This is a genomic window from Ruegeria sp. C8, from assembly GCF_056537565.1.
On sequence record NZ_JBQFRV010000017.1, the window covers coordinates 17,174 to 41,947 of the forward strand.

24 protein-coding genes are annotated in these 24,774 nt (G+C 57.2%); 9 read left to right on the top strand and 15 right to left on the bottom strand.

The window, feature by feature from the left end; genetic code table 11:
• Window positions 1–42: 42 nt before the first annotated feature.
• From ACR0KL_RS18770 to ACR0KL_RS18780, 3 genes are read right to left on the bottom strand one after another with little or no spacing between them, the layout of a single operon-like run.
• Window positions 43–1,221, bottom strand: coding sequence for a carbohydrate porin (locus ACR0KL_RS18770; protein WP_170678934.1), 1,179 nt, complete (start codon window positions 1,219–1,221; stop codon window positions 43–45).
• A complete protein-coding gene (locus ACR0KL_RS18775; protein ID WP_170678932.1) occupies window positions 1,218–1,982 on the bottom strand; it encodes a DUF3299 domain-containing protein in 765 nt (254 codons plus the stop codon). Before ACR0KL_RS18775 ends, ACR0KL_RS18770 begins: the two co-directional genes overlap by 4 nt.
• Before the next feature lie 26 nt (window positions 1,983–2,008).
• Complete coding sequence (locus ACR0KL_RS18780; protein ID WP_170678930.1) at window positions 2,009–3,406, bottom strand: amidohydrolase family protein; 1,398 nt, start codon at window positions 3,404–3,406, stop codon at window positions 2,009–2,011.
• A gap of 141 nt (window positions 3,407–3,547) precedes the next feature.
• Between ACR0KL_RS18780 and ACR0KL_RS18785 the strand changes: the two genes are divergently transcribed.
• Window positions 3,548–4,552 carry an AraC family transcriptional regulator gene (locus tag ACR0KL_RS18785; RefSeq protein ID WP_170678928.1) on the top strand — a complete coding sequence of 335 codons (1,005 nt, stop codon included), beginning with the start codon at window positions 3,548–3,550 and terminating at the stop codon, window positions 4,550–4,552.
• 344 nt (window positions 4,553–4,896) lie between these two features.
• Here the strand turns inward: ACR0KL_RS18785 and ACR0KL_RS18790 are convergent, their stop codons facing one another.
• A complete protein-coding gene (locus ACR0KL_RS18790) occupies window positions 4,897–6,180 on the bottom strand; it encodes a cytochrome-c peroxidase (protein WP_480555493.1) in 1,284 nt (427 codons plus the stop codon).
• Between the two features lie 3 nt (window positions 6,181–6,183).
• Between ACR0KL_RS18790 and ACR0KL_RS18795 the strand changes: the two genes are divergently transcribed.
• Window positions 6,184–6,654 (top strand): tetratricopeptide repeat protein, encoded by a 471-nt coding sequence (locus tag ACR0KL_RS18795; RefSeq protein ID WP_170678926.1) that lies wholly within the window; start codon window positions 6,184–6,186, stop codon window positions 6,652–6,654.
• 30 nt (window positions 6,655–6,684) lie between these two features.
• Here ACR0KL_RS18795 and ACR0KL_RS18800 read toward each other — a convergent pair whose 3' ends face one another.
• Genes ACR0KL_RS18800 through ACR0KL_RS18825 form a run of 6 tightly spaced genes read right to left on the bottom strand, consistent with a single transcriptional unit; the run spans window position 6,685 to window position 12,261 of the window.
• Entirely contained in the window at window positions 6,685–7,746 is a 1,062-nt protein-coding gene (locus tag ACR0KL_RS18800) for a TRAP transporter substrate-binding protein (RefSeq protein WP_170378744.1), read from the bottom strand.
• Between the two features lie 24 nt (window positions 7,747–7,770).
• Complete coding sequence (locus ACR0KL_RS18805) at window positions 7,771–9,060, bottom strand: TRAP transporter large permease (RefSeq protein WP_170378746.1); 1,290 nt, start codon at window positions 9,058–9,060, stop codon at window positions 7,771–7,773.
• Window positions 9,061–9,648 carry a TRAP transporter small permease gene (locus ACR0KL_RS18810; protein WP_480777384.1) on the bottom strand — a complete coding sequence of 196 codons (588 nt, stop codon included), beginning with the start codon at window positions 9,646–9,648 and terminating at the stop codon, window positions 9,061–9,063.
• Between the two features lie 53 nt (window positions 9,649–9,701).
• A complete protein-coding gene (locus ACR0KL_RS18815; protein WP_170556584.1) occupies window positions 9,702–10,217 on the bottom strand; it encodes a flavin reductase family protein in 516 nt (171 codons plus the stop codon).
• On the bottom strand, window positions 10,217–11,107 hold the full coding sequence (locus tag ACR0KL_RS18820) for an aldo/keto reductase (protein WP_480777385.1): 891 nt from the start codon (window positions 11,105–11,107) through the stop codon (window positions 10,217–10,219). Before ACR0KL_RS18820 ends, ACR0KL_RS18815 begins: the two co-directional genes overlap by 1 nt.
• Window positions 11,107–12,261: an LLM class flavin-dependent oxidoreductase gene (locus tag ACR0KL_RS18825; RefSeq protein ID WP_170678920.1), complete on the bottom strand. Its 1,155-nt coding sequence runs from the start codon at window positions 12,259–12,261 to the stop codon at window positions 11,107–11,109. The genes ACR0KL_RS18820 and ACR0KL_RS18825 overlap by 1 nt, the downstream gene beginning before the upstream one ends.
• A gap of 105 nt (window positions 12,262–12,366) precedes the next feature.
• On the opposite strand from ACR0KL_RS18825, the gene ACR0KL_RS18830 reads away from it, so the two are divergent.
• From ACR0KL_RS18830 to ACR0KL_RS18840, 3 genes are all read left to right on the top strand, one after another.
• Window positions 12,367–13,077 carry a GntR family transcriptional regulator gene (locus ACR0KL_RS18830; protein WP_170678918.1) on the top strand — a complete coding sequence of 237 codons (711 nt, stop codon included), beginning with the start codon at window positions 12,367–12,369 and terminating at the stop codon, window positions 13,075–13,077.
• 12 nt (window positions 13,078–13,089) lie between these two features.
• Complete coding sequence (locus ACR0KL_RS18835; protein ID WP_480777386.1) at window positions 13,090–14,187, top strand: Gfo/Idh/MocA family protein; 1,098 nt, start codon at window positions 13,090–13,092, stop codon at window positions 14,185–14,187.
• 713 nt (window positions 14,188–14,900) lie between these two features.
• Window positions 14,901–15,899, top strand: a complete 999-nt coding sequence (locus tag ACR0KL_RS18840) for a LacI family DNA-binding transcriptional regulator (protein ID WP_480777387.1) — start codon at window positions 14,901–14,903, stop codon at window positions 15,897–15,899.
• On the opposite strand, the gene ACR0KL_RS18845 is transcribed toward ACR0KL_RS18840, so the two are convergent.
• Both ACR0KL_RS18845 and ACR0KL_RS18850 read right to left on the bottom strand, forming a co-directional pair.
• Entirely contained in the window at window positions 15,900–17,033 is a 1,134-nt protein-coding gene (locus ACR0KL_RS18845) for a Gfo/Idh/MocA family protein (RefSeq protein WP_170678912.1), read from the bottom strand.
• A 38-nt stretch (window positions 17,034–17,071) separates the two neighbouring features.
• Entirely contained in the window at window positions 17,072–18,175 is a 1,104-nt protein-coding gene (locus tag ACR0KL_RS18850) for a Gfo/Idh/MocA family protein (protein ID WP_170678910.1), read from the bottom strand.
• Window positions 18,176–18,288: 113 nt separating this feature from the next.
• Between ACR0KL_RS18850 and iolC the strand changes: the two genes are divergently transcribed.
• The 4 genes from iolC to ACR0KL_RS18870 all read left to right on the top strand — a co-directional run bounded on the left by iolC (window position 18,289) and on the right by ACR0KL_RS18870 (window position 21,773).
• Entirely contained in the window at window positions 18,289–19,269 is a 981-nt protein-coding gene (gene iolC, locus ACR0KL_RS18855; protein ID WP_170678908.1) for a 5-dehydro-2-deoxygluconokinase, read from the top strand.
• 9 nt (window positions 19,270–19,278) lie between these two features.
• Window positions 19,279–20,115 carry a 5-deoxy-glucuronate isomerase gene (locus ACR0KL_RS18860; RefSeq protein ID WP_170378767.1) on the top strand — a complete coding sequence of 279 codons (837 nt, stop codon included), beginning with the start codon at window positions 19,279–19,281 and terminating at the stop codon, window positions 20,113–20,115.
• Window positions 20,112–20,951, top strand: coding sequence for a class II fructose-bisphosphate aldolase (locus ACR0KL_RS18865; RefSeq protein ID WP_170678906.1), 840 nt, complete (start codon window positions 20,112–20,114; stop codon window positions 20,949–20,951). Before ACR0KL_RS18860 ends, ACR0KL_RS18865 begins: the two co-directional genes overlap by 4 nt.
• Before the next feature lie 255 nt (window positions 20,952–21,206).
• The gene (locus ACR0KL_RS18870) at window positions 21,207–21,773 is read left to right on the top strand and encodes a hypothetical protein (protein ID WP_170678904.1); all 567 of its coding nucleotides are present in this window, start codon (window positions 21,207–21,209) and stop codon (window positions 21,771–21,773) included.
• 195 nt (window positions 21,774–21,968) lie between these two features.
• On the opposite strand, the gene ACR0KL_RS18875 is transcribed toward ACR0KL_RS18870, so the two are convergent.
• From ACR0KL_RS18875 to ACR0KL_RS18885, 3 genes are read right to left on the bottom strand one after another with little or no spacing between them, the layout of a single operon-like run.
• Window positions 21,969–22,727, bottom strand: coding sequence for an SDR family oxidoreductase (locus ACR0KL_RS18875; RefSeq protein ID WP_170678902.1), 759 nt, complete (start codon window positions 22,725–22,727; stop codon window positions 21,969–21,971).
• Window positions 22,724–23,530 (bottom strand): 5-deoxy-glucuronate isomerase, encoded by an 807-nt coding sequence (gene iolB, locus ACR0KL_RS18880; RefSeq protein ID WP_170528367.1) that lies wholly within the window; start codon window positions 23,528–23,530, stop codon window positions 22,724–22,726. The genes ACR0KL_RS18875 and iolB overlap by 4 nt, the downstream gene beginning before the upstream one ends.
• A 47-nt stretch (window positions 23,531–23,577) precedes the next feature.
• On the bottom strand, window positions 23,578–24,759 hold the full coding sequence (locus tag ACR0KL_RS18885; RefSeq protein ID WP_170678900.1) for a phytanoyl-CoA dioxygenase family protein: 1,182 nt from the start codon (window positions 24,757–24,759) through the stop codon (window positions 23,578–23,580).
• Window positions 24,760–24,774 lie beyond the last annotated feature (15 nt).

Sequence of the window (24,774 nt, forward strand, 5' to 3'; positions counted from 1 at the left end):
ATTGCATGTTTCGACGCTTTTGACGTCTGCTTTCGCCCCACATCAGAAAACGATCCGGGTTCGCAGGCCGAACAGCGTAATGCTATCCTGACCTGGGTTCAGTAGCGGGTTTGAAATGTACTGCAGGGACGGCGTGATCTGCAGCCCGGGTGAGATTGAAAACCGGTAGAAGGCTTCGAGCGTAAACTGGTCGCCATCTATGCCTCGGGCCTCGGCCCAGTTCAGGCCCAGACCGGCCAGATCGGTATTGCGACCATAGTAGCCCACACCGGCAGAAACCGATCGGTCATACAGCGCTGCGGTCCCTTTTGAGGCCCCTGCCCGAAAGAACGGCATCCACTTATTGTCAACAAACCATGCGGCAGAAAACGCAGCGCCGTAGTCTTCCGCCCGGCTGCCATCTTCGGCCGCATCCGCATGCCAGAGGGTCAGATGGAGATTGTCGAAATAAATGCGATCAAAGCCGGATGTGTACCCAAGTTCGAGTGATTTGAAGAGATTGCCATCGCTGAACACATCAAAGTTTGGATCAGACGGATCGGCATTTGCGTCTGCAACGCTCGCTACAGCGTAGAAATTTCCGCTCAGCTTGATCCCACCGGCAATACCAAGACCAGGGTTGGGTGCGTTGAGTGTCGGGTTGGTGTTGAAGGACAGGTTTTGGAAACCACTATAGGGGCTTACCAACCCATAGATATCTACAAAGTCCGTTACATCAATCTGACCGAATTGCAGCGTCCACGAACCGTTTTCGGCCCTTTGGGTCCAGAACAGATTGGTCAACAGCAGACCGCTATCGTTGAAGGCTGTCCCGGTGATCGAAAGCGCTCCGCCATCCAGCCCAAGGAACTGCGGGGCGACATCGGAATAGCTATGCCGGTCTTCGATCTTGAATGTGAGAGACCCCCGTTCAGTCGCCTGCCAACTCCCGTAGAAACGTGCAATTCCGCTGGCCGCTTCGCCGGTTCCCAGATCAGCATTCGTGGTTTGGCCCAGCGCCAAGTAATCAATATTGAACCGAAACCCACCCTCAGCCAGCCGGTCTTTCCACCCAAACCAACCCGGTGCGATGTTACGTGGAAAATCGGAACGGTATTGTGGGTCGGTCAGCCCATCTCCGGGGATAAGATCAGCTTCGACCGACGAAGGCCCGGACAGTCCTTGCGCCGAGGCAGCGCCAGCGACAGCAATACTCAGTGTAGCGGCCAGAAGTCTTATCATTCAGACGCCCTTGCCCCACCGGTCTTGCGATTGCCCGCCGCGCGGATGCGATCAGCGGCGCGTTGCTTCCATTCCAGCCTGTCCGCCTTGGTTTCGAGCGTTTCGACACGTTCTGTTTCCAACTGGAAAGTCGCGTTCATTGGCATCTGGCCATCCACAACCATCATATTCTGAACAGACGGATCGATGGTCAGCATGCCCGTCAGCCGAACGGGTTCATGAAAATAGCTGGGCGCCCAGTCCCCGTTCAACCGCACACGGATCATCTGGTTGGGCGGAGGGGGAGGCATGTGACTGCACATCCCGCGTTCCGGAACCAAATACGCCACAGCCCGACCGTCCGGATCATTCGGAGCAGGAATGGCGAAACCAGCCAGTGTGATTGTTTGACCATCGAATTGCGGATTTCCGTTTGTCCCCGCCTTTCTCCGACGTTCCATCACAACTTCGCGCTGATCGAGCAGCCAGTCGATATCAATTCCATCAGCAGCCAAGGCATCCTCAGTCTCGGTCAAAAGTACTTGCCACTTTTGCCGCTCTTCTTCGCTGCCACCATCCTGCTGCAGCCTGCCGCGCAATCGAACGACGTAAAGAACATCGTCGAATTGTTCAGGGCTGAGCTCGCGATAGGGGTCTTCGAAGACCTGCGCAGATGGGTCTGGCAGGTCGGCCCAATCTAATGCGGTTTCAGGCGCCGCCAGCGCAGAATGCCCACACCAAAATAACCCTGCGAATACTACCCAGCGAAACCAATGGTGCATAAATACTCTCCGACTGTTTAGACAGGTCAATCCAGTGTGTTTTTATAGATGACGCCGTCCTTCATGATCAGTCGGATCGTATCTGGACTTTCTGGCCTCGGATCGGCACCGAACCACTGATCACCTGTGCCAACAACCGAGAAGTCTTCAAGTGGATTACCGTCGATTAGCAGGATATCCGCATAAGCTCCTTCTTCGATCACACCCAGTTTGCCTTCCGGATAGGGGTTCATGAAATCACCGCTAAGTGCCGCGATCTCGCCACCTACCGAAGTTAGGGTTACCATCGACGCATAGGGGCCGAAGAAATGGTTATTCAGATGTTTCTCGTAGGCGATCTGGATGTTGCACGCTTCGACCGAGCCGACGCAATCGGTTTGGAAACCGCGCGGCGCCGGGCATTCCTTCATACTTGGAATGTAGGCTTCGAAGGTCGCCGAGGCCGATTTGGCCTTCCTCAAACTGTTGGGGTTGTTTTTCACGGAAGGAACATCAAGTAGGCCTGGATCAAATGCTGTGATGTTCGTCGTGATGTACGCTCCTTTTTCTTTCATCAAAGCAGAAATCTCGCAGTCAAAGTGAAATCCGTGTTCAATGGTTCTGACCCCTGCATTCAGGGCATTGATGATCGCTTCTTTGCGGTAGGAATGTGCCATGACATAGGTGCCGTACTCGTTGGCAACCTGAACAGCGGCCTCGATCTCTTCTTTCGAACCGGCGAGCAACTGCCATGGATCGAATGCCGAAATCACCCCACCTGATTGCATGAACTTCAATTGCGTGGCACCCATGCGCAGGTTGTTGCGGCCATACATGTAAATTTCGTCAACACCGTTGACCTGTTGGGCCATATTCAGAGTCCCAAAGTTGGTCACCCCACCCGGCGGAGATGTGAAGGATGCGAAATCGGCGTGACCACCACGTGTTCCGAGAAATGCCCCGGAAGGATAAAAGCGGGGGCCGACGATCTGGCCGGCGTCAATTGCGCGCCGCAGCCCGCCGCCAGCGCCCCCGGCATCGCGAACGGTCGTGAAGCCCTGCATCAGGTACATTTCGGCCATCCGGGTCCCGTGGATGGCGAAATCCTCCCAGGTCGAGTTGGTTTCCATCTCGGCAATCGATGGCCCCATGAGCATCAGGTGCGCGTGATTCTCTATAAAGCCCGGTGTCAGAGTGCGCCCACCGCCGTCGATAACCGTCGCGCTCGGCGCATCAATGGCATCGGTTGAGACGGACTTGATCAGATTGCCCTCGACCAGAACACTGGCATTTTCAATGCGTTGCTCATTCACACCGTCGAAGACATGCACGTTGGTAAACAGCGTTTGGGGTTCTTCTTGATCCTGAGCCTGCGCGGTCGCCGAAAAAGAAAGAACTGCCGCGACAATTGCCGTCGAGCAAAGAGACATTCGTAAGCCGGACATAAGTACTCCCTTCATATTCATGTTTTGCCAACTATAGTCTGGAATTCATTGGCTCGGTTGCCCCTTTTGAATTAGGATGTACGAATGTGACTACAAAAATGGCCACTGATCACAGCATTTGATCCTGAAAGGGAGACGAAATTGCCGTTCAACTCCACCTCTCAAGAGCATAGCGAAGGGTTCATTCGCCTCGCTTTGGCAGCTCCGTTTCTGCAGTATCTCACTGACCGCGAGCTCGATCCGCAACCGGCCTTGGATCAGGTCGGCTTGAAGTCCGAACTGTTGTCTGACCCTTCTGTCTATGTCCACTCAGAGCTGGTTTACGGTCTGCTAAATGCCTTCTCAGACGTGTCTGGGGACCGATACCTTGGCCTGAATGTAGGCGAGACTTTTGACCTGCGGGAATGGCCTCCGTTCGCTCAAGCCCTACAATCGACAAACTCGCTGTTCGAGTTCTTTACCCGCTTTATTGGGCTTGTCCCGCAGGAGTCCAATTCCGTGCGGCACAGCCTTGTCATCGAAGCGGACAAAGCAACCTATCGTATCGAGAGGCAACAGGAACCCGCTGTCCCACCCATTCAAGTGACCGGTTTTGGAGCCGCGATCTATGTACGGCTTCTGGAGACTGTCGTCGGAGAATCCTGGGATTCTTCGCGTGTGCGGTGGGAAAGCCGGTATATTACGGGTCTACCGGTCAACTACAAAGGGATCGAAGTTGGCTTGGGACCTGATCCCGGAATGCAAATCAGTTTTCCTGTGGAATGGTTGTTTCTGCACCATGCCTCCGAGGGTTCTGTCAAACACATAGCCTCAGCTCGACAAAACGAAGAAGTAACGGTGGTGGCCGCTTTGCGATCCGTCTTACGCGACAAACTGGATGAAACCGATCTGGGACCAGAGGTTGTGGCCGGACTACTGGGAATACAGCCGGAACGGTTTCTGAAAGCACTTCAACAACAAGGCACAACACTCCCCCGCGAAATAAAACGGCTGCGTGTCGATGTCGCCAAAGAGCACCTCAGAGATGACAAGATGACAATTGCTGAGATCGGTCTACTCCTTGGCTACTCAGACAAGTCCCATTTCACGCGCTTTTTCCGTGGTCAAACCGGAATGACACCAACCAAGTTCCGTCTTGGTGCATAAGTTCGTTGTAACTACTGGGACTGCTTGCCCCCTTCATAGAAAGTGCGGGTCGACAAGAATTTGCGACAAAATTTTGGAACCCTATTCAAGGATCGCAGTGGGACAATTGCCCCGATACCGGAGTTATGTCTCCCACAAGAACGGTGCGTCGGATTCTATGCAGGTCTTGTGAGGCTAAGCTGGTTTGATACCCTTTTAAGTGCCTGGATTGTTTTGTTTCGCGCCGCTCGTCAGAGTCTTTTTCCCTGCAGATCATTTCGGCCCAAGATCTCCTCGAAAGGGACAACCAAAAAGGACTGCAGGAGACGATTTCTCTGACGGCACCTTGCCGATGCGAGGGGTGGCTAAGGAATAAATCCTTTCGGCACTCCGAACTTCAATGAATCTACGCTGATACCTGTCAACGAATGCAGAAAAGCAATCAGGTTTTGAATTTCCAACTCCGTGAGTTGGATCGGAACAATGTCGCTTTTAATGCGTTGACGCTCCATTTCATAATCGTCCTCCCACACTATGAAATCGGTTTTTTGCAACCATGGCACCTCGGGCAAAGCAGCCATTTCAGGCCTCCAGTTGTCCAGGCTTGCCTGTGGGTTCAAGTGATGGCGAATGACGCTTTCCAGATCGGGGAAAGCGCCATTGTGACCGTAGGGCGCGGTCAGGGCAACATTGCGCAACATAGGGGTGCGGAACCTATATGCATCCTCTAGGCGGTTGCTTTCACCCATACGGCCTACATCCCGAACGAAGGGATCCCACTGCCGGGTGCGGCCCGGTCCAAAGGGCGGCAAACCTAAAGCATGGAACTTCTGATCTGACATGAGAGGTCCGGCGTGGCAGCTGGAGCATTGGGCTTTGCCGTAGAAAAGCTCCATCCCATCCAATTGGGCTGGTGAAAGGGCATTCGAGTCACCCTCGAGGTAGTGGTCAAACGGGCTGTCGGTGCTCTGCCACTCGATCGCCATGAAAGCGGCCAGAGCATTGGCGATTTGCGTGATCGTGATATCTTCGGTTGTCTCGACCTCATCAAAGGCGGCGACGATGGCCGGGCCATAGCGTGGATCGGTGCGGACGCGTTTCGCCAGAATAGGCCAGCCTTTGTCGATCCGATCATGCACCGCGCCTGTGACTTCATTCTCGGCCACATTGCCTGCCATCTCGAATTGTGAGGTCAGGGGAAACAGAGCCTGCGCCGCCAGTAGGGAATTCAGGCCCTCGGGCAGCCACTCCTGCGCTGGGGAATTGAAGCCGTTGCCGTAGACGTCTGAAATACTCAGCCTACCGTCGTGAAAGACCGTGTGAATTTCCTTGGCCCCAAGGTTCCACAAGCCCGGAGAGTTGCGAGGGATGCGTTTGCGTATTCTGTCTGCCCCGGTACCGGGTGTGCGGTCCGGTCCCAACCCCTGCCCGCCTTCTCCTATGCCTAGTGACAACCCATCTGAGGTGCCAAAATCCGGGTGGTGGCAATGGGCACAGCTGATGTTCTGGTTGCCCGACAGGATCGAGTCGTAAAACAGTTGATGACCAACGGCAGCCTGTTCCATATCAAATGGGATAAAGTCATCATCGGTGAGCGGGCGCGGCAAGTCCTGTGCCGCAGCGGCCCCAACCCAGAAGAGAGCAACCAACCCATGCGTCAGCTTGTTTTCGCCCTTTGCATATTTGCGCCTCCGGCTCTGGCGGAGCTGGAGCAAGCGCGAGATATGATGGAGGCCGGACAGTTTGAAGCCGCGCGACAGGAGCTTCTTCCAGCCGCGCGCTCGGGCAACGCCGAGGCTGAGGAGTTGATCGGCGTGATGTACGGTCTGGGCCTCGGAGTCGAGCAGGACTACGAGCGGGCCTTTGAATGGTATCTGCGCGCCTCGATGAAGGGGCATCCGGGGGCTCAGTCGGGCGTTGGCTGGTACTATGAATTGGGTCTGGGTATGCCCGCGCCCGATCTGGTGCGCGCCTATATGTGGTACACGCTCAGCGCTATCGGCGGCGACCCCGATGCAGCGATCAGCCTTGAGGAAGTGGTCAAGAAAATGTCGCCAGAGCAGATCGAAAGGGCGCATGTGCTGGTCAACGACTACAAAGGGTGGATGTACCCGTTTCGGTGAGGGCCGGGCCACAAAGCCCGGCCTATGTACTTAGTTCAAGTCCGCATCGCGTGAGGCGTTTACATCGGCCTCAGCCGCAGCTACCGCTTCGGTCAACGCACCAAAGATTTCGTCCCCACGGGCAACGTTGGATTGGAACCAGTCATACACCGGGGTTGCGGCCTCTTTGAACGCGGCCTTCTGATCGGGCGTCAGCACGTAGAGGTCTCCGCCACCGGCGACAAAATCCTCATAGGCCTGAATCGACTTGCGCTTGGGCGAGGCAAAGGTGGCCTGCTGCAGCGCATAGAAACCGTCGACAACGACACGGCGCATATCCTCAGGCATCTCCTGGAACTTGGCGTTGTTCATCCACCACAGCGCGCCCATATAGGCATGGCCGTCCAGCGTGACATATTGCAGACCCGCGTCAGGGAATTTCATGCCCATGATGTCAGTGATGCCGTTCTTGGAACCCTCAACAACACCGGTCTGGAAGCTGGTGAACAGTTCCGGCCATGGGATCGGTGTCGGCGAAGCGCCCAGGGCTTTGACCAGTTCCTGCGGCAGGTCGGCGACCACGGTGCGGATTTTCAGACCTTCCATGTCGGCAGGCTCGGCGATGCGGCGCTGGGTGTTGGCGAAGTTGCGCCAGCCGCCGGTGTTACCTATGGTCATCAGACGGATCGCGCCGCCCGAGTCCTCCAGCGCCATGTTGCGCATGGTGCGGGTGAAGTCGCCGGACAAAACATGCTCGGCAATGCGGTCATCGGCCATCAGGTAAGGCAGGTCCAGAACCTGCACGTAAGGGAAGATGCCCGACGCGCCGCCCGAGGTGGAGATGTAGATATCAATCGTGCCATCCGCCACGCCCTGCAGGCATTCCGCACCGTTTGAGCAAAGCTGGGTTCCGATGAAAAGTTCAACCTCGATCGCGCCGTTCGACGCGGCCTCGACATAGTTCTTGAAGACAATCAGACCATCATAGTCTTCGTCATTTTCGTTCGAGTTGGCAGTGGCGCGCAGCGTGTAGTCGGCGGCTGTGGCGGCCATAGCGGACGCGGCCACGAGCGATGTGGCCACCGCTGCGGTTTTGATGAAATCTCTGAGCATGCGTTTCCTCCCTATGGAACTCAGTTAGTTGGCAAATCCCGTTATCCTCGGGATCGTCATGGATAGTGCGGGGATATAGGTGATCAGGAAGATCACTATGATTTCAACGGCTAGGAACGGCAGAATCGCCTTGGCGATGGTTTCGACCCGCTCACGCGATACGGCGGCGGCCACGAACAGCACCAAGCCCATTGGCGGTGTGGCTAGGCCGACGGTCAGGTTGACGCTCATGATGATCGCAAAGTGGATCGGGTCGACGCCGAGGCTGGTGAAGATGGGGCCAAGGATCGGACCAAGGATAATGATCGCGGGGCCTGCATCCAGAAACATGCCGACGATGAACAGTAGCAGGTTGATCAGGAACAGCAGGATCAGCGGGTTTTCCGACAGGCTGAGGATCAGCGAGGCCAGTTGTTCCGGCGCATGGCTGAGGCTGACAACCGTCTTGAACGCCATCGCCGCGCCGACCAGCAGAAGGACGACGGCGGAGGTCATGCCTGCGTTGCTGAGCACTTCGGGAACTTCTTTCCAAGTCAATGTGCGCAGGACGAAGAAGCCGATGATGAACGCGTAGCCCACGGCGACGGCGGCGGCTTCGGTTGGTGTGAAAATGCCGCCTAGAATACCGCCCAGAATGATCACCGGTGTCATCAATGGGAAGAAGGCTTTCAGGCTGGCCTGACGCCGCTCGGGCCATGTGTATTTGCGGCTGGCAACGGGGAAGTCGTAGCGGTCTGCCATGAGTTTGATCATCAGCATCAGGCCAACACCCACCATCACGCCCGGCACGATGCCCGCTAGGAACAGCGCGGCGACGCTTTCGCCCATGACGTAGGCGTAGATGATCATAATGCCCGAAGGTGGGATAATTGGTCCGATCACCGAACTGGCCGCCGTGATGGCGGCGGCGAATTTGCGGGTATAGCCCTGCTTCTCCATCGCTGGGATTAGCATCGACCCAAGCGCCGAGGTGTCCGCCACAGCGGACCCCGAGAGGCCCGCGAAGAGGATTGAGCTGAGGACGTTCACATGCGCAAGACCGCCGCGCAGATGGCCCATCAGTGCCTGGCTGAACTCGACCAGACGGATGGTGATGCCGCCCCGGTTCATCAACTCTCCGGCCAGCATGAAGAAGGGAATCGCCATCAGCGGGAAGCTGTCCATACCGTTATAGACATTGCGATAGAGAAGCGTGATGTCGTTGGTCTGTCCGTTCAGCCAAAGCAGGATACCGGGCGCGGCTAGCAAAGCGAAAAAGACCGGCAGGCCGATCAGCAGGAAAATCAGGAAGGTGGGCAGGAACCAGATCAGCATCTATTCGGCCCCCACTGCCGCGTCAGGAATTTCAGGCAACAGGTGGCCCCCACCGAGCAGAGTGATGAAGGATCGCAGGATCAGCTCGATATTCACCGAAATCAGCAGAATGATCCCCACCAGCAACGAGGCCATCATCCAACTGCGCGGAATGCGGTACCATTCGTCGAACCCGAGTGAGGTAGGAAGGTATAGCGCGGCGGTGGCGAATCTACCTCCAAAGCCAGTGACCTCGGACCAGCCGATACTGACGGCAACCAGCAAGACGGCGAGCGAAATCAGCAGCAGGAACAGGTTCAGTGATTGGCCGATTACGCGCGGTAGAAAGCGCTCCAGCATATCGATGGCCACAAAGCCGCCTCGCCGGAACGCGGTGGGGGCCATAAGCCCGGTCATCCACAACATGCAAAACCGCGCGGCCTCATCCGGCCATGGCAGTGCATTGCCCAGTACATACCGGAAAAACACTTGGATTAGGATTGCGATCACCATGAGTGCAATCGCAACGACACCAACCGCGCGGCCCAGACGCAGCACGGTTTCGTTCACGAATGCAATCGGTGCAAGCACCGATGCCAGTCCGCTCATGCGGATCCTCCCTTGTTCAGCCGCGGGTATGTCCCGCGGTCGTCAAATCGCGCTTAGTGCTGCGCGAATTGGCCGAGTTTCCCGGCATAAAAGGTCAGCGCGTCTCCGTCCGCCATGCTGGCCTTAAGAACCTTTCCCACCACAATAACGTGATCGCCCGCATCGTGATACGCGTGTTGTTCACATTCGAACCGCGCCAGGCAGTCCGGTAGGATCGGCGTTCCGTTCTCACAGCGCTCATGCGCGATGTCGCGCAGCGCAAAGGCGTCTTTCGAGCAGCCAAAGCACAGCTCGGCCTGTTCCGAGGACAGCACATGCACGCTGAAATGAAGGGCCTTGTGAAAATAGGGGAAGCGGCGCGAGTTGCGGTCACCCGCCCACATGATCAAGGGCGGGTCCAATGACAGCGACGAAAAGCTGTTGGCCGTAATGCAGACCGGGCCATCAGCGCTGTCGCATGTGACGATGGTGACGCCGGTCGCAAAACGGCCGAAAGCGTCGCGCAGAGTGCGGGTGTCGTCCTTGTGCGGAACGAAGGTGTGGGTCATGTCCTTTGAGATTGCATTCATCATGGTACTTCATGGCCCAGTGCCGCCTCATAGAGGCGGTACCAGCTTTCACGATCCAGTTTGACTTTCAACGCGTCCGAGGCGCGTTTGATCCGGTCCAGATTGTTGGTGCCCAGAACTGGCAGGATGTTGGCCGGATGCGCCAACAAGAAGGCCATGGCAACCGCGGCGCGATCCACGCCGAACTCGGCTGCGATTTCATCCGCGACAACGCCGACCGGAGGGTTTCCGGCCATCAACAACCCACCCCCCAACGGCGACCATGCCATCAGCGGATGACCATGTTGCTGGTGAAAAGCCAGATCACCATTGGTGAAGGGGCTGATCTCACCCAGAGACACCTCGATCTGGTTGGTGACCAGTTGGGTCTTCATCGCCGATTGCAGCAGTGACCAATCCCAAGGCCGGAAGTTCGACACGCCGACCGCGCCGACCTTACCACTGGCGACGACCTCGTCTAGCGCAGCTCCGGTCTCATGGTGGTCCATCATGGGATCAGGGCGGTGGATCAGAAGCAGATCGATATGGTCAATCGCCATTTCGGACATGGACGTGTCCACCGATTTCACGATATGCGCGCGCGAGGTGTCATAGTATTTTACCTTGGCGTCCGCATAACGGCCAACCGGCGCGACGATGTCGCATTTAGTAACGATCTCCATCCGCTGACGCAGACCGGGATTGGAGCGCAGGGCATTGCCCAGAACTGCCTCGGCCCCGTAATCGCCATAGATATCGGCCTGATCGAAGGTGGTGATACCCTGATCCAGACAGGCCTGGATCTTGGCTTCGACATGTGCCGCCGATGTGTCTGAGTCGTCGCCCAAGCGCCACATGCCATAGACAAGGCGGCTCATTTCCAGCGAGTCAGATAGTTTCACGCGTTGCATCAGCGACGAACTCCGTTGCCCAGCGGGGTCGCCGGGGTAGTTGCAGGCACGCGCCCATAAGCTTCGGGCAGCGAACAGGTTTTCAGGTTGGGCAGCACGCGGGCGCCGAAATGTTTGGCTTCATCCATGTGCGGATAGCCCGAAAAGATGAAGGCGCGGATGCCCATCTTTTGGTATTCTTCAATCTTGCTCATAACCTGATCGGTCGAACCGACAAGCGCTGCGCCACAGCCCGAACGCGCACGCCCAACACCGGTCCAGAGACCCGGTTCAACATAACCATATTCATCCGCCAGATCGCGGTTCTTGGCCTGATGCGCAACGCCGAGAGAGGTCGAGTCAAGCGCCCGCTCCCGGATTGCACGACCATATTCGTCATCCAGTTTCGAAACGATGTAATCCGCATATTCCTGCGCCTCTGCCTCGGTATCCCGAACGATCATGTGAACACGCAAACCGTAGTCCAGCGTGCGGTTGTAGTTCTCGGCGACCGCATGAACGGCCTTCATGCGTTCGGCAAGTTGGTCCTTGGTTTCGGGCCACATCAGGTAGACGTCACAATGCTCGCCACAAAGGTCGAGCGCGGAGGGGGAATAGCCGCCGAAATAGAGCAGCGGCCCTCCAACCTGGTATGGCTTGGCCGGGTCAGTGGTCAGACCTGAGAAGTTATAGACCTCGCCTGCATGATTGATCTCATCCTGCGTCCAGGCCTGTTTCAGAATCTCTACCACTTCGCGCGAGCGCTGATAGCGGAACGCGCTGTCGGCTTTCTCACCGGGAAAGTCGGAGGAGATGATGTTGACCGTCAACCGCCCCTTCAGCATGTGATCCAGCGTCGCAATGGTGCGAGCAAGCATGATGGGCTGCATCTCGCCACAGCGTACGGCGGCCAGCATGTTGATCTTTTCGGTAATCGGTGCGCAACCAGCGACAAAGCTCAGCGTGTCCTGACCGACCTGATAGGAGGACGGGCAGAGGATATTGCGGAACCCCTGCGCTTCGGCCTCTTTCACGATGCCGGAACAATGCTCCCAACTCGACCGCAGGTCGCCATCGGGCACGCCAAGGAACTGGTAGTCATCGGAACACAGCGCAGCAAACCACGAAACTTCGGCCGCATCCAGATCGGGGGATGTGATGGGGACGATGCTCATTTGATTCACGCTCCGTACATCTTTGACTTTCCTCTTGCGTAGCAATCGCTTTGATGTAGATCAATAGTGTATCAATTTTTCCTGCGACCGAGTGAAGCGTCGACCGTGTCTGCCTCCAACCGAAACCCAAATGCCTTGCCGGTATATATTCAAATCGCGGAACTTCTGATCCGCGACGTCGCTGCCGGGCGCCTTATCGATGGCGAGCGTTTGCCACCCGAGCGAGAGATGGCGGCGGAGTTGAATGTCTCGGTTGGAACGCTCCGAAAATCACTCTCTGAGCTAGAAAAAAAGGGGATGTTGGAGCGTATCCAGGGCTCAGGCAATTACATCCGCGAGACCGGTACACAAAACAGCGTCTATGCAATGTTCAGGCTGGAACTACCTGAAGGGGGTGGCCTGCCACGTGCGGATATCCTGTCAGTTGACCATCTGAAGAAGCCAGCCAATCTGCCGAAATTCGGTGCTTCTGATGCTGGTTCGCGTGTCCGGCGGATGCGCTATCTGAATGATACAATCATCGCAGTCGAAGAAATTTGGCTAGACGAATCAGCGGGCCTGATCGACCAGAGCCTGCTGTCCGACTCACTCTATCGCTTCTATCAGCGCCAATTGGGCTTCTGGATCGCAAGAGCCGAAGACAGAGTCTCGGTCCAACCGTTACCGGACTGGACACCTCCTGACTTCACCAAACCAGCGGGCCAATCGGTAGGCTACATCGAGCGGTTCAGCTGGTCGGAAAACGCCGAACCCGTTGAATTCTCAAAAACATGGTTCGACCCAGATCGGGCCAACTACGTACAACGTTTGAAGTAAAAGGAATTGCACATGACCCGGACCATCAATTACGGGCTGATTGGATGCGGCATGATGGGGCAAGAGCACCTGCACAATATCGGATTGCTGGGAGGCACCAATGTAGCAGCGATCTTTGAGCCCGATCCAGAGATGGCAAAAGCTGCCAAGGCAATTGCGCCAAATGCGGCCATGGTGGGTTCCATGCAAGAGCTTCTGGCGATTGAAGCACTGGACTGCGTCGTCATTGTTAGCCCAAACCATCTTCATGTGGACCAGATTTGCGCGATCGCTGAAACACGTCCGCTACCGCTTTTGGTAGAAAAGCCACTATTCACCGACCCGCAAGACGGGGCTCGCCTCGAGCAGTTGCAGCGCGACTACCCCTGCCCGATTTGGGTTGCGATGGAATACCGGTACATGCCCCCTATTGCTGCTCTGATCGAGAAGGCTCAGGTGGCCGGTGGTATAAAAATGCTATCGATCCGCGAGCATCGTTTTCCGTTCCTCGACAAGGTCGGCCATTGGAACCGCTTCAACCGCAATACTGGCGGTACTTTCGTCGAAAAATGCTGCCACTTCTTCGACCTCATGCGTCTAATATTGCAATCCGACCCGGTACGCATAACGGCAAGTGGTGGGCAGGCAGTGAACCATTTGGACGAGAGCTACGATGGTCAAACCCCAGATATTCTGGATCACGGCTATGTTCTTGTGGATTTTGCCTCGGGTGCGCGCGCGATGTTGGAACTCTGCATGTTTGCCGAAGGCTCTCGCTATCAGGAAGAGATATCAGCCGTCGGACCAGACGCTAAAATCGAAGCGCTGGTTCCAGGACCGGTGCGCTTTTGGCAGGATCACTTGGGCGCTCCTCCACCTCCGCGCGTAATCGTGAGTCCGCGCAATCCCAAAGGCCCCGTATCAATGGACGTTCCAGTGGATCCGAACCTATTGGCGGCTGGGGATCACAATGGATCAACCTACTATCAGCACAAAGGTTTCTTGGCCGTGCTTCGTGGCGAAAAAGATAAGCCGGACGTAAGTTTAAACGACGGCCTCTGGGCGGTCAGAATGGGGCAAGCGGCGCAACGGGCGATAGACACGGGCGAAACGGTGTACATGGTCGATTGAACGGGTTCAAAAACACGGGCGCGTGTTGCAGCCCTTAAAAGACCCCATATCGCTCGAGTTTATGTCAGACATCACCAATCGATTTGGCAAAGGGCCAATTATGGCGACTGTGCAAGCCTACGTTTGTGCAGTCCTACTTGGATGCTCCGCTAGACTTTTTGTCTTGCCTTCCCTGCTGCGAACGGCCGCCTTTCATGATCGAGTGAGTTGCTCTTGCGGATGCAGCTCAGGTCCGCTTGCCCCGGACAAACCGAAACACCTTTCTTCTGTGTTGGCGTCCAAGCTCCAAGTAAACCAGTGCCTAACATGATGACGATGTCGTGCAACTTGCTATACCGGCGACGGACCTGCTCGATCATCCGATGGCCCTGCCGATAACACCCATGTACCGAGCCTCGGCATCGAGATTAAATGTGCAGCTCTTATCCAGAATGCGGGCGGGCTGGACGCATAGCCTGATCTTTGGTCATTAGAACTATTGTGTAGTCGGTTCCACAACTACAGCACCCTACACGGTAAATTCGATCGCATAGGTTCGTTGGGTTTCGTGTCTCTCATCACCCAGGATGCTTCTTTTGAAAAACGCTCCTCCTCGCACGATGTTGATGTGGCTTTGTTGCAACCGGTTGCAACAATGCGGACTTGGTGCATAATGCTGACACCATGACACTACCCAGCGCCCTCCCCGCCCAATTGCCCGCAAGGCACCTGCCATGAGCGTCACCCTCAAAGATGTTGCCGCGCTGGCGGGTGTGTCGCGATCAGCCGTGTCGCGCACCTTTACCGAAGGCGCCTCGGTCTCGGCCAAAACCCGCAGTAAGGTGGAAAAAGCCGCGAAAGAGCTGGGATATAGCCCCAATGCGCTGGCCTCGTCGCTGACAACCGGGCGGACCAAGCTGATCGGGCTGATCTCGAACAACTTCCACAACCCGATCTTTTTGGAGGTGTTCGACCAGTTCACACGGGCCCTGCAGGAGCGCGGACTGCGTCCTTTGATCGTGAACCTGACCGACGAGACCGAGCCCGCCAATTCCGTTCGGATGTTGCGGCAATACTCGGTCGATGCCGCCATTGTCGCCTCATCGACCTTGCCCCCCAGTTTTGCCAAAGCGTTCCACGACGCTGGGGTTCCCGTCGTGCATACATTTGGCCGCTCGGCCACCTCGCCCGAGGTGCATGTGGTTGGCATCGACAACGTGGAATGCGGGCGTATGGCCGCGCGAGAGCTGGTGGCACGGGGGTACAAACGCGTCGGGTATCTTGGGGGACCGAAGGATGCGACCTCGGCGATGGACCGATATCGCGGGTTCATCGAGGAAACAGCGCAATATGCGAACCTCGAGGTGTCGTATTCTTTCGCGCAGAATTACTCGTTCGATGCCGGGCGGGCCGAGATGCTGCGGCTGTTGGGTGGCGCCCCGGCCGAGGGGTATTTCTGCGGCGATGACATCCTGTCGATTGGCGCGCTGTCGGCCCTCAAGGATCATGGGCTGACGCCAGGACACGACATCGGCGTCATCGGCCTGAACGATATGGAAATGTCTCGTTGGGAAAGCGTCGACCTGACCACCATTCACCAGCCGATCAAGCAGATCATCAACGCCTCGGTGGATCTGGTCGAGGAGATGTTGAAAGAGCCTCAGAGATACCCTGAGGCCCGTATTTTCCCCTGCCGGGTGATCGAGAGGGGCACGCTGCGCCCCCGTGCCTGACTACCGGAACATTGGCGGACGCGCGTCTTTCCAAGCGCCGTCCTCTTTGCCCGACGCGACAGCAGCATGAACGGCGGCGATCGAACGCACACCGTCTGAAGCCCCGGGCAGACCGTCACGGGCCTCACCCCGGATCGCATCGGCCAGATCGCAGTAGATATTGGCCACAGCCAGCGGGAAGCCCTCAGGGTGGGCGATGGCCACGCGCGACAGTCGTTGCACTTCGTCATGCAGACCACCCTCGCCCTTTTCGATGATCTGGGTGCGCCCTCCGACTGGGGTGTAGATCAGCTGGTTGGGCTGCTCAGACGCCCAGCGCAAACCGCCGGTTTCACCAAACACTTGAATGTCGAACCCGTGTTGCCGCCCGATCGCCACGGACGACGTCCACAGGCGACCAACCGTGCCGCCTTCGGTACGGAAATTGATCATCGCGTCATCTTCCAGCTCGCGGCTGGAAATGGTCGAGGCCATATCAGCGGACAAGGATTTCACCTGATCATCGCAGACGAAACTGGCCATATGCAGCGCATGAATACCACAATCGGCGAATTGGCCTGAGACACCCGCCATCGCCGGATCATAGCGCCAGCGAACCCTAGGGTTTTCGGCATCCGTCGCATCGCCATGATGGCCATGGCTGAAATTGGTCACCACCAACCGCACCTTGCCGATATCTCCTGCCCGCACCATCGCACGGGCCTGCCGGATCATCGGATAGGCCGAGTAGCAGTAGTTCACCGCGCAGATCTTGCCTGAGGCCTCGGCCACGCGTACGATCTCTTCGCCTTCTTCGACCGTCATGGTCATGGGCTTTTCGCACAGGACGTTGAAGCCGGCCTCAAGAAACGCCTTAGCGATTTCGAAATGGGTGGAGTTCGGCGTGGCAATCGTGACCAGATCAATCCTGTCGGGGCGGTCTTTTTCGCCTGCCAGCATGTCCTGCCAGCTGCCATAGGCGCGGTCGGCGTTGATACCCAACCGCTGAGCATATTCACGGCCCACCTCGGGCCGATGATCCAAAGCGCCTGCCGCGAACTCGAACATCCCGTCCGCCTGCGCGCCCAACCGATGGGCAGGTCCGATCTGGCTGCCTTCGCCGCCACCAATCATGCCCCATTTCAGCTTTGCCATGGTCTTTGTCTCTCTTCAATTTTACCGAGCTAGAGCGATCAAAAATCGCTGATATCTTTCCACTGCCGCTGGTCCGACGAAGCCAGCGCAGCCGCCAGCACCCGGTTGACCTCATGCCCGTCGCGGAAGGTCGGCCAGATCGGATTGCCAGTGTGAATGGCTTGTAGGAAATCCTTGGCCTCGATGATGATCTGGTCCTGATAGCCGGTACCGTGACCGGGGCCCTGGCAGAAGGGCTCATAGTCCGGATGGGCGGGGCCGGTCAGAATCTTGGTGAAGCCTCGCTGCCCTTCCGGCCCTTCGCGGCGATAGAGCCAGAGGGCGTTCTGATCTTCCTGATCGAACCGGATTGCGCCCTTGGTGCCCGAGATCTCATAGGCATAACCCATCTTGCGACCCGTCGCGACGCGGCTGAAATAGAGATTGCCCATCACACCTTTTTCAAAGCGGCACATAATCTGGGCGTGATCGTCATTCGTAACCTCTCCACCCGGACGCGTGCGGTGAACGGTTTCGACATCAGCCATGACCTGCGCGATCGGGCCGATCAGCGCCAGCGCGCCGTTTACCATATGCGGGGCCAGATCTCCGATCGTGCCGTTGGCCATGCCGGTCGTGCGCCACGTGGCGGGAGCGTCGGGGTCGGCATAGAAATCCTCAGTATGCTCACCGCGAAACCAGGTGACGTCGCCGATCTCACCATCAGTAATCAGCTGGCGCGCATACTGGCTGGCGGGAGTGCGGATATAGTTGAAACCCACCATGTTGACGACGCCGGCTTCCTCGGCCGCGCGTGTCATCGCCTGACTGTCCTCCAGCGACGCGCCCAGAGGTTTTTCGCACAGGACCGGCTTGCCCAAGGCAAAGGCTGCCTCGGCGATCTGGCGGTGCGTTTCCTGAGGCGATGCGATGACAATCGCTTCGACCTTCGGATCCTCAACCAGAGCGCGCCAATCGTCGGTCGCGCGCTGGAACCCATAGGCCGCACGGTATCGTTCGGCACTTTCAGTGGACGAAGCGCAAATCACCTCGAGCTGCGGACGCAGAGCAGTGTTGAACACAGCGCCCACGGCGGACATGGCAACAGAATGCGCCTTGCCCATATAGCCGCCACCAACAATTCCAATTCCGATTTCAGGCATCTGTCGCGGCTCCGAACATACTATTTGCAACCGGTTGCAAAATCAGTATCGTGTGAATCGATTCAACGCAAGGTCCAAACTTTGCCGACGACGCTACGCCGGAGGAACATCACGTGAGCGCTTTGATCGAGGGCATCAAAGGAAATCGGTTTGCGGTTTTCGGTCGTGCCGGAATGGATATGTTTGCCGATCCAATCGGTGTCAAAAGCGAGGATGCCGACACTTTCCATGCCGATCTCGGCGGGTCCTCGGCCAATATTTGCGCGGGTCTGGTCAAGCTCGGCAGTCAGGCATCATTGGTTACCTCGGTCTCGGACGATGCAGTTGGTCGATTCTGTCTGAACCGCCTGCGGCACTACGGTGTCGACACCTCTTACATCCGCATTGTCGGCGGTGAATTCCGCATATCCCTAGCGATCTATGAAAGCCGGATCGAGAATTTTCAGAACGTCATCTACCGCAACGGGGCGGTCGATTTCCAAGTCACCGAAGAGGACATGGACCGGATCGATTATGCGGCATTTTCAGCCGTGATATCCGCCGGAACTGTCTTTGCAGCGGAACCATCACGCAGTGCCACGTTTCGGGCTTTTGACAATGCCCGCGCCGCAGGGTTGCCAATAATTTTCGATATCGACTATCGCCCTTATAGCTGGCCATCGCCCGAAGTGGCGGCCGATGTCCTGTCCCGGGCCGGAGAGGCCAGTGACCTGATTGTCGGCAATGACGAGGAATTCGGCTTCATGGCCGGCGGTATCGAAAAAGGGTTCGCAAAGGCCAAGGAATTGGCCGAAAAGCCAGGCCGCATCGTTATCTACAAGATGGGTGAAAAAGGTGCCGTCACGATGATGGACAGTCAGGAGATTCACACGGGCATCTACCCGATTACCGCAGTCAAACCCAACGGAGCAGGTGACAGCTTTATGGCAGGCTTACTGGCCTCTGTCGCCGCTGGCTATTCGTTGGAAGAAGCCGTCATGCGCGGTTCGGCCTGTGCATCCATCGTGGTTTCGAAACCCGGATGCGCCCCCGCCATGCCCACAACGCCCGAGCTGGATGCGTTTCTGGCCGACCACCCCGGCCCGACCACATAGGAGGCCCCCATGCACATCGCGCCCCATGACAACCAAAACAAAGCCATCGTCGATGTCGACGACCCGCTGGTTCCGCTGAACTATTTCAACATCGTCAAACTCAAGCGCGGTGAGGCGTTCGAATACCAGGTGCCGGGCTATGAGACCTGCATCGCCCCCGCCACCGGCTCGGTGGATGTAGACGTCGAAGGCGTGCAATTCGCCAAACTGGGCAACCGTGGCGAGGACGTTTGGGATGGTGAGCCAGAGGGCGTCTATGTCCCGGTTGGCGCCAAAACGCAGCTGGTCTGCGTGTCGGACGCGGCCGAGGTTTTCATCGCCGGGGCCAAGTATGACAAGGTTCTGGACCCGTTCGATGTACGCGAGCATGACCTCGTGCAGTACGGCAGCGACGACACCAAAACGCATCGCAAGATCAAACATATCCTGGGCCAGAAACAACAGGACAAGGTCGGCCGCCTATTGGTGAGTGAGCTGTTCACCGTCGGCCAAGGCGGCTGGTCGGGCTTTCCCAGCCACAAACACGACACCAACCGCCTGCCGGATGAGACGCGCCACGACGAGACCTATAACTTCCGCTTCAAACCCAACTGGGGCTCGGGCCTTCAGATGTTGCAGCGCGAAGACAATGAACCGGGCGATGCCTATCACATCGTCGATGGCTCAACCGTTTGTATCGACAAGGGCTATCATCCCTGCTGCGTATTACCGGGATATGAGATGTACTATTTCACCATCCTCGGCGGACTGACGCAGCGCTCATTGGTGCAGTATTTCCAACCCACCCATGCCTATCAGGTCGAGACGATTCCGGGCATCAAAGACATGATCGCGAAGTTTAAATGACCCTTGTCACCCTGAAAGACGTCCTGCAGCCGGCTTATGAACATGGCTATGCCGTAGGCGGTTTGGTAACCCTCGGCTGGGAGGATATGCGCGCCTATGTAGCCGCTGCCGAGGCCGAAAACGCACCGGTCATCCTGCAAGCCGGTCCCAGCTGTCGCGAACACACGCCCCTGCCCATCCTTGGTAAAATGTTCCGCCATCTGGCCGAGGGAGCCTCGGTCCCCGTGGTCGCGCATCTGGACCATGGTTACACGTATGAAGACTGTAAGATCGCGTTGGACAGCGGTTTTACGTCGCTGATGTTCGACGGGTCGCGCAAACCGTTGCAGCAGAATATCGACGAGACCTCCGCCATTGCCGAAATGGCCCATGCGGCCGGGATTTCCTGTGAAGGTGAGATCGGGTTTGTCGGCTATTCCGGCGGCGAAGGATCGAACGGAACTGACCCCGAGGAGGCCGCGCAATTCGCCCGTGACACCGGCGTGGATGCGATGGCGATCTCGGTTGGGAATGTCCACCTGCAGCAGAACAAAGAAGGCGGTCTTGACGAAGACCGGATCGCTCGGATCGACGCGCTGACCGAGGTGCCGCTGGTGATCCACGGAGGCTCGGGCGTGCCAGTCGAGCAGCGCACGCGCTTGGCCCAAGGCACCTCGATCTGCAAATTCAACATCGGGACCGAGCTGCGTATGGCCTTCGGTAACGCCCTACGCGACGCTGTGAATAGCGACCCGGAGCGGTTCGACCGCGTGAGCATCCTGAAAGAGACACACGACCCGGTCGAGGCTGCCGCCCGCACCGTGATCCGGGCCTTCGGCGCGCCACCTCAGAAATAGTTAGATCGAGATGTGAATGGCTACTTAGTTTAACCCTGCGCCTAGATGAATTGCCTTTCTCAGGCAGTGTTTGTGTAACTGGGATAAAGCGGTCCTTCGGCCAGCGAGCGGCGAAAGAGGAAAAAGAGCCCTTAGTACCGAATGCTGCATAACACTAAATGTCCGCTGTATGCTCTGGAGGTGCAACGAGTGGGCCAATTTGGACTCGAAGGCACCTCTGGACTTGCAGTGTACGTGGAGAAGCGGAACAGCGCTATGGCTCAGAACAATAGACGCATCGTACCTCAACCCAAGAAACTCGTATGTACCCCCCAGAACTACCGAACAACTGGAGGTCTGAAGTTCTGGTATGAACACGAAAGCAGGCGGATTGCTACTTCAAACTTTAACGTATCGTTGAATTTTGTCAGAACCGGCGGAATGGAAGCGGTAATGTATTTGTTTTTAAAACTGGACGGTCTGAGTATTCAGATCGGTCAAAAGGGAGGCAGACCGTTCCCTCCCAGCGTTTATCAGGGGCCTAAGCGAGAAACGACTTGGGAAATAGGCTCTCTTGGTATGCCACTCTATTTCGATACATTGGCACAAACGCATACCTCACGCCACGTCCACAACCCATCCCACCGCTTTGAGCCTGTTGCTCTTGACGAACATTTTATCTCAATCGAGCAGCAAGAGGACGCGATAGCTTTTCTGAAAGAAGCTCTCGCAAAATACTCTGGGGAATGGATCGGTGCATGCCGAGGAGAGGAACAACACGCAAAGGTATACTTACGCCCAGAGTTGGAAGAACAGCTAGCGGCTGGGCAGTTCTTGAAATGAACTACTCGTCGGCAAAGCTGTCATTGGCGCAACTGTAGCGAAAGCTCAATTTGTCCCGCAACTCGTCCCTCGATGGAATCGTTTTGGATGGCAGGTTTCGAAACCATCTGTCTAAAAGTATAAACCGGTGCTTCATTGAGATATCCGGCGACGGGACAACAATTGCTTGGCCCATGCCGAATGATCAAACTAAGTCTAGATCGAGCCGCCTTCGACCATGAAATTCCCGGCGCTGCACATGGCGGCGTCGTCTGAGGCCAGAAACACCACCATCCGCGCCACATAGACCGGGTCGATCGGGTCCGGCAGGCATTGGCGGTCAACTTGTTTTGCCAGCGCCTCGGGCGTGACCCACAGGTCTTTCTGGCGCTGGGTCATGATCCAACCGGGGACAACAGTGTTTACGCGGATACGGTGATCCCCCAGCTCGCGCGCCATGGTTCGGGTGAGGCCATGAACCGCAGATTTGGCGGTGGCATAGGCGGGGAAACCTGCGCCGGCCTCCCACCAGGAATTCGACCCCAGATTGACTATGGAGCCTGCGCCCCGTTCGATCATTGCGGGGGCAACCGCCTGAATGGCAAAGAACATATGGCGGATATTGGTCGCCATGCGTTCATCCCAATAGTCCGCAGTAACCTCGCGCCAGTCATGTCGGTCATCTTGTGCCGCGTTGTTGACCAGAACATGCGCTGCGCCCAGTTCCTCGGTCAGTTGCTCCAGCGCATCGCGCAGCGCATCGATATCGCGCAGATCGCATTGGGCGAAGGCATGCTCGCCTTCCAACTCCGCCAGCAACTCATGGCCGGCATCCGCGTTGAGGTCCAGAAAACCCACCTTGGCCCCCTGTTCAGCAAAGGCCCGAACCGTTTCCGCCCCAATCCCCCCAGCCCCGCCGGTGATGAAAACGGTCTTGCCGTTCAGGCTGGGATAGGTGGCAAATTCTGGGGTCATCCGTCACGCTCCATGATCCATTCGACCTCGGGGGCCGCAACAAATCGCCATTTCCGCAATGGTCCGGCCATGACGTTCAGATAATACATCTCAAACCCATAGGGTGCTCCGCAAGGGTGGTGTCCGCGCGGAACGGTCACAACATCGCCATCCGAGACTGCCATCGTTTCATCCAACTGACCGTCATCTGTGTAGACGCGCTGAATTCCGAACCCGTTCGCCGGGTTTAGGCGGTGGTAGTAGGTTTCCTCAAGATAGGTGATACGCGGGAAGTCATCCTCATCATGGCGGTGACTGGGGTATGAGGACCAATGGCCGTTTGGGGTGAACACCTCGGTAACCAACAGGCTGTCGGCGTAGTCTTCATTCTCCATCGCGATATTGTTGATATGGCGTGTGTTCACGCCCTTGCCACGCTGGGTCAGAGTAATGCCATCCGGTCCAATCCGCCGGGCCTGATGCCCGCCCTTTCCGGGGGCCGAGCAGACAGCGATGACGCAATCAGTTTCGGCCACGGCCTCCCATTCGGTGCCGTTGGGCAGATAGAGGCAATGAGGCGGTGATTTCTCAAACACATTCATCCGGTCGCCCAGAACGCCCCAATCCTGCCCGGCGCCGGAGATCTGCGCCTTGCCTTCGACCATGACCAGAATGACCTCACGATCTCCAGTGACCTCGGCCGCCTTGTCGCCCGCGCGCAGGTGGTAGAGGCCGAATCCGACATAGCGCCACCCGGCGCTGGCCGGAGTTATGTCGTGGACCTTGCCACGGGTGCCGAATGGTTTCTTGAGCAAATCTGCCATGTTGGTCTCCGGTAATGGGCGGCCCTTCAGACCGCCCGGTTCTTATTTCAGGCGGATTGCCGCGTGGTCAGCGCCGAAAGCGCGTTCGATAGCTGCGCCTCAGACCACCCCTCGGCCACAGCGCGGCGCAGGATATCCGCCTGACTGTCCGGCGCATTCCCCCCGACCGGAGGATCCGTGTCGAGATTGGTTGGGAAGGGATACCCTTCGGCAGTTGCGGCAATCGCGGCCTCTAGCTGAGTAGCAGTCAGGTCACCTCTCTGTTTCAAGGTGATGAGCGACGGAAGCACCGCCTCGGACATCGCGCGGCGATCCACAGCCTCCATCGCCCGACCAAAACCCGAGGACACCTGAAGCAGGTTTGCCATGCGATCAATGTCCGCGCTGCGGTTTTCGCCCGCTGCATGGAACAGCGCAGGGTTGAAGAACACGGCATCCCCTTTTTGCAAAGGCAACTGCACGTAGTTCTCTTCGAAATGCGCGCGGTGATCCGTGTCGTGGAAGGCAAGATATCCGGGCGCATAAAGCTGCGAGAACGGCAGCAGCTTGGTTGGGCCGGACTCCACCGGCATATCGCAATGCGCCACAGCGCCCTGCAATGTCAGAGCTGCCGTTAGAAAATGCGCATGCGCGGGGTATCGCGCAGCGCTGTCTGCCGTTTGAAAGCCAAGGTGATAGTCACGGTGCGCTTGCTGTGCCTGCCCGCCGGGGCGCACCTGGTTGATCTGCGCCGTGACCTGATAGTTCGGGCCAAGCCAAGCCTCACACGCGGCGGCAATCGAGGTGTTTCCGAAATAGAGCGCAAAGCCCTCGGGATCGCGCAGGCACTGTTTCTGCAACGCGTTCCAGATCCGGTCATTGGCCCCAGAGGCCGCAAAGTGGTCGCCCTCACCCCCGCCGCCCTGACGTTCGTCTTCGATGATCTGGCGGAACACTTCTGTGGCCCGGTCGATCACACTTGTATCCGGATACGCCTGTTTCAGGGCGATGACGCCTGCAGATTTGGCAAGAACCCAAGCCCATTCGGACAGCAAGGCCTGCCGCTTGTCTGCTTGCTCTAGTAGCGGACGCAAAGCCTGCATGTCATAGACGGGCACATTGTTTTCCACAGACGCAGCAAACGACACCGCGTCCGCCGAAAGGGCCTGTGAGGTCAACACCTTGAATTCATCCAGATCACAGGATTCCCGGTCAAAATAGCCGACATATCCGAGTTCTTGATTTACCATGACTTTCTCCTTTCT

Bases quoted from the DNA above. Each gene is read 5' to 3' on its own strand.
- ACR0KL_RS18780 (WP_170678930.1), bottom strand. From the start codon at position 3,406: ATGTCCGGCTTACGAATGTCTCTTTGCTCGACGGCAATTGTCGCGGCA.
- ACR0KL_RS18775 (WP_170678932.1), bottom strand. From the start codon at position 1,982: ATGCACCATTGGTTTCGCTGGGTAGTATTCGCAGGGTTATTTTGGTGT.
- ACR0KL_RS18875 (WP_170678902.1), bottom strand. From the start codon at position 22,727: ATGACCCCAGAATTTGCCACCTATCCCAGCCTGAACGGCAAGACCGTT.
- ACR0KL_RS18865 (WP_170678906.1), top strand. From the start codon at position 20,112: ATGACCCTTGTCACCCTGAAAGACGTCCTGCAGCCGGCTTATGAACAT.
- ACR0KL_RS18885 (WP_170678900.1), bottom strand. From the start codon at position 24,759: ATGGTAAATCAAGAACTCGGATATGTCGGCTATTTTGACCGGGAATCC.
- ACR0KL_RS18815 (WP_170556584.1), bottom strand. From the start codon at position 10,217: ATGAATGCAATCTCAAAGGACATGACCCACACCTTCGTTCCGCACAAG.
- ACR0KL_RS18840 (WP_480777387.1), top strand. From the start codon at position 14,901: ATGAGCGTCACCCTCAAAGATGTTGCCGCGCTGGCGGGTGTGTCGCGA.
- ACR0KL_RS18845 (WP_170678912.1), bottom strand. From the start codon at position 17,033: ATGGCAAAGCTGAAATGGGGCATGATTGGTGGCGGCGAAGGCAGCCAG.
- ACR0KL_RS18860 (WP_170378767.1), top strand. From the start codon at position 19,279: ATGCACATCGCGCCCCATGACAACCAAAACAAAGCCATCGTCGATGTC.
- ACR0KL_RS18770 (WP_170678934.1), bottom strand. From the start codon at position 1,221: ATGATAAGACTTCTGGCCGCTACACTGAGTATTGCTGTCGCTGGCGCT.
- ACR0KL_RS18870 (WP_170678904.1), top strand. From the start codon at position 21,207: ATGGCTCAGAACAATAGACGCATCGTACCTCAACCCAAGAAACTCGTA.
- ACR0KL_RS18820 (WP_480777385.1), bottom strand. From the start codon at position 11,107: ATGCAACGCGTGAAACTATCTGACTCGCTGGAAATGAGCCGCCTTGTC.
- ACR0KL_RS18800 (WP_170378744.1), bottom strand. From the start codon at position 7,746: ATGCTCAGAGATTTCATCAAAACCGCAGCGGTGGCCACATCGCTCGTG.
- iolB (WP_170528367.1), bottom strand. From the start codon at position 23,530: ATGGCAGATTTGCTCAAGAAACCATTCGGCACCCGTGGCAAGGTCCAC.
- ACR0KL_RS18810 (WP_480777384.1), bottom strand. From the start codon at position 9,648: ATGAGCGGACTGGCATCGGTGCTTGCACCGATTGCATTCGTGAACGAA.
- ACR0KL_RS18825 (WP_170678920.1), bottom strand. From the start codon at position 12,261: ATGAGCATCGTCCCCATCACATCCCCCGATCTGGATGCGGCCGAAGTT.
- ACR0KL_RS18850 (WP_170678910.1), bottom strand. From the start codon at position 18,175: ATGCCTGAAATCGGAATTGGAATTGTTGGTGGCGGCTATATGGGCAAG.
- ACR0KL_RS18795 (WP_170678926.1), top strand. From the start codon at position 6,184: ATGCGTCAGCTTGTTTTCGCCCTTTGCATATTTGCGCCTCCGGCTCTG.
- ACR0KL_RS18805 (WP_170378746.1), bottom strand. From the start codon at position 9,060: ATGCTGATCTGGTTCCTGCCCACCTTCCTGATTTTCCTGCTGATCGGC.
- ACR0KL_RS18835 (WP_480777386.1), top strand. From the start codon at position 13,090: ATGACCCGGACCATCAATTACGGGCTGATTGGATGCGGCATGATGGGG.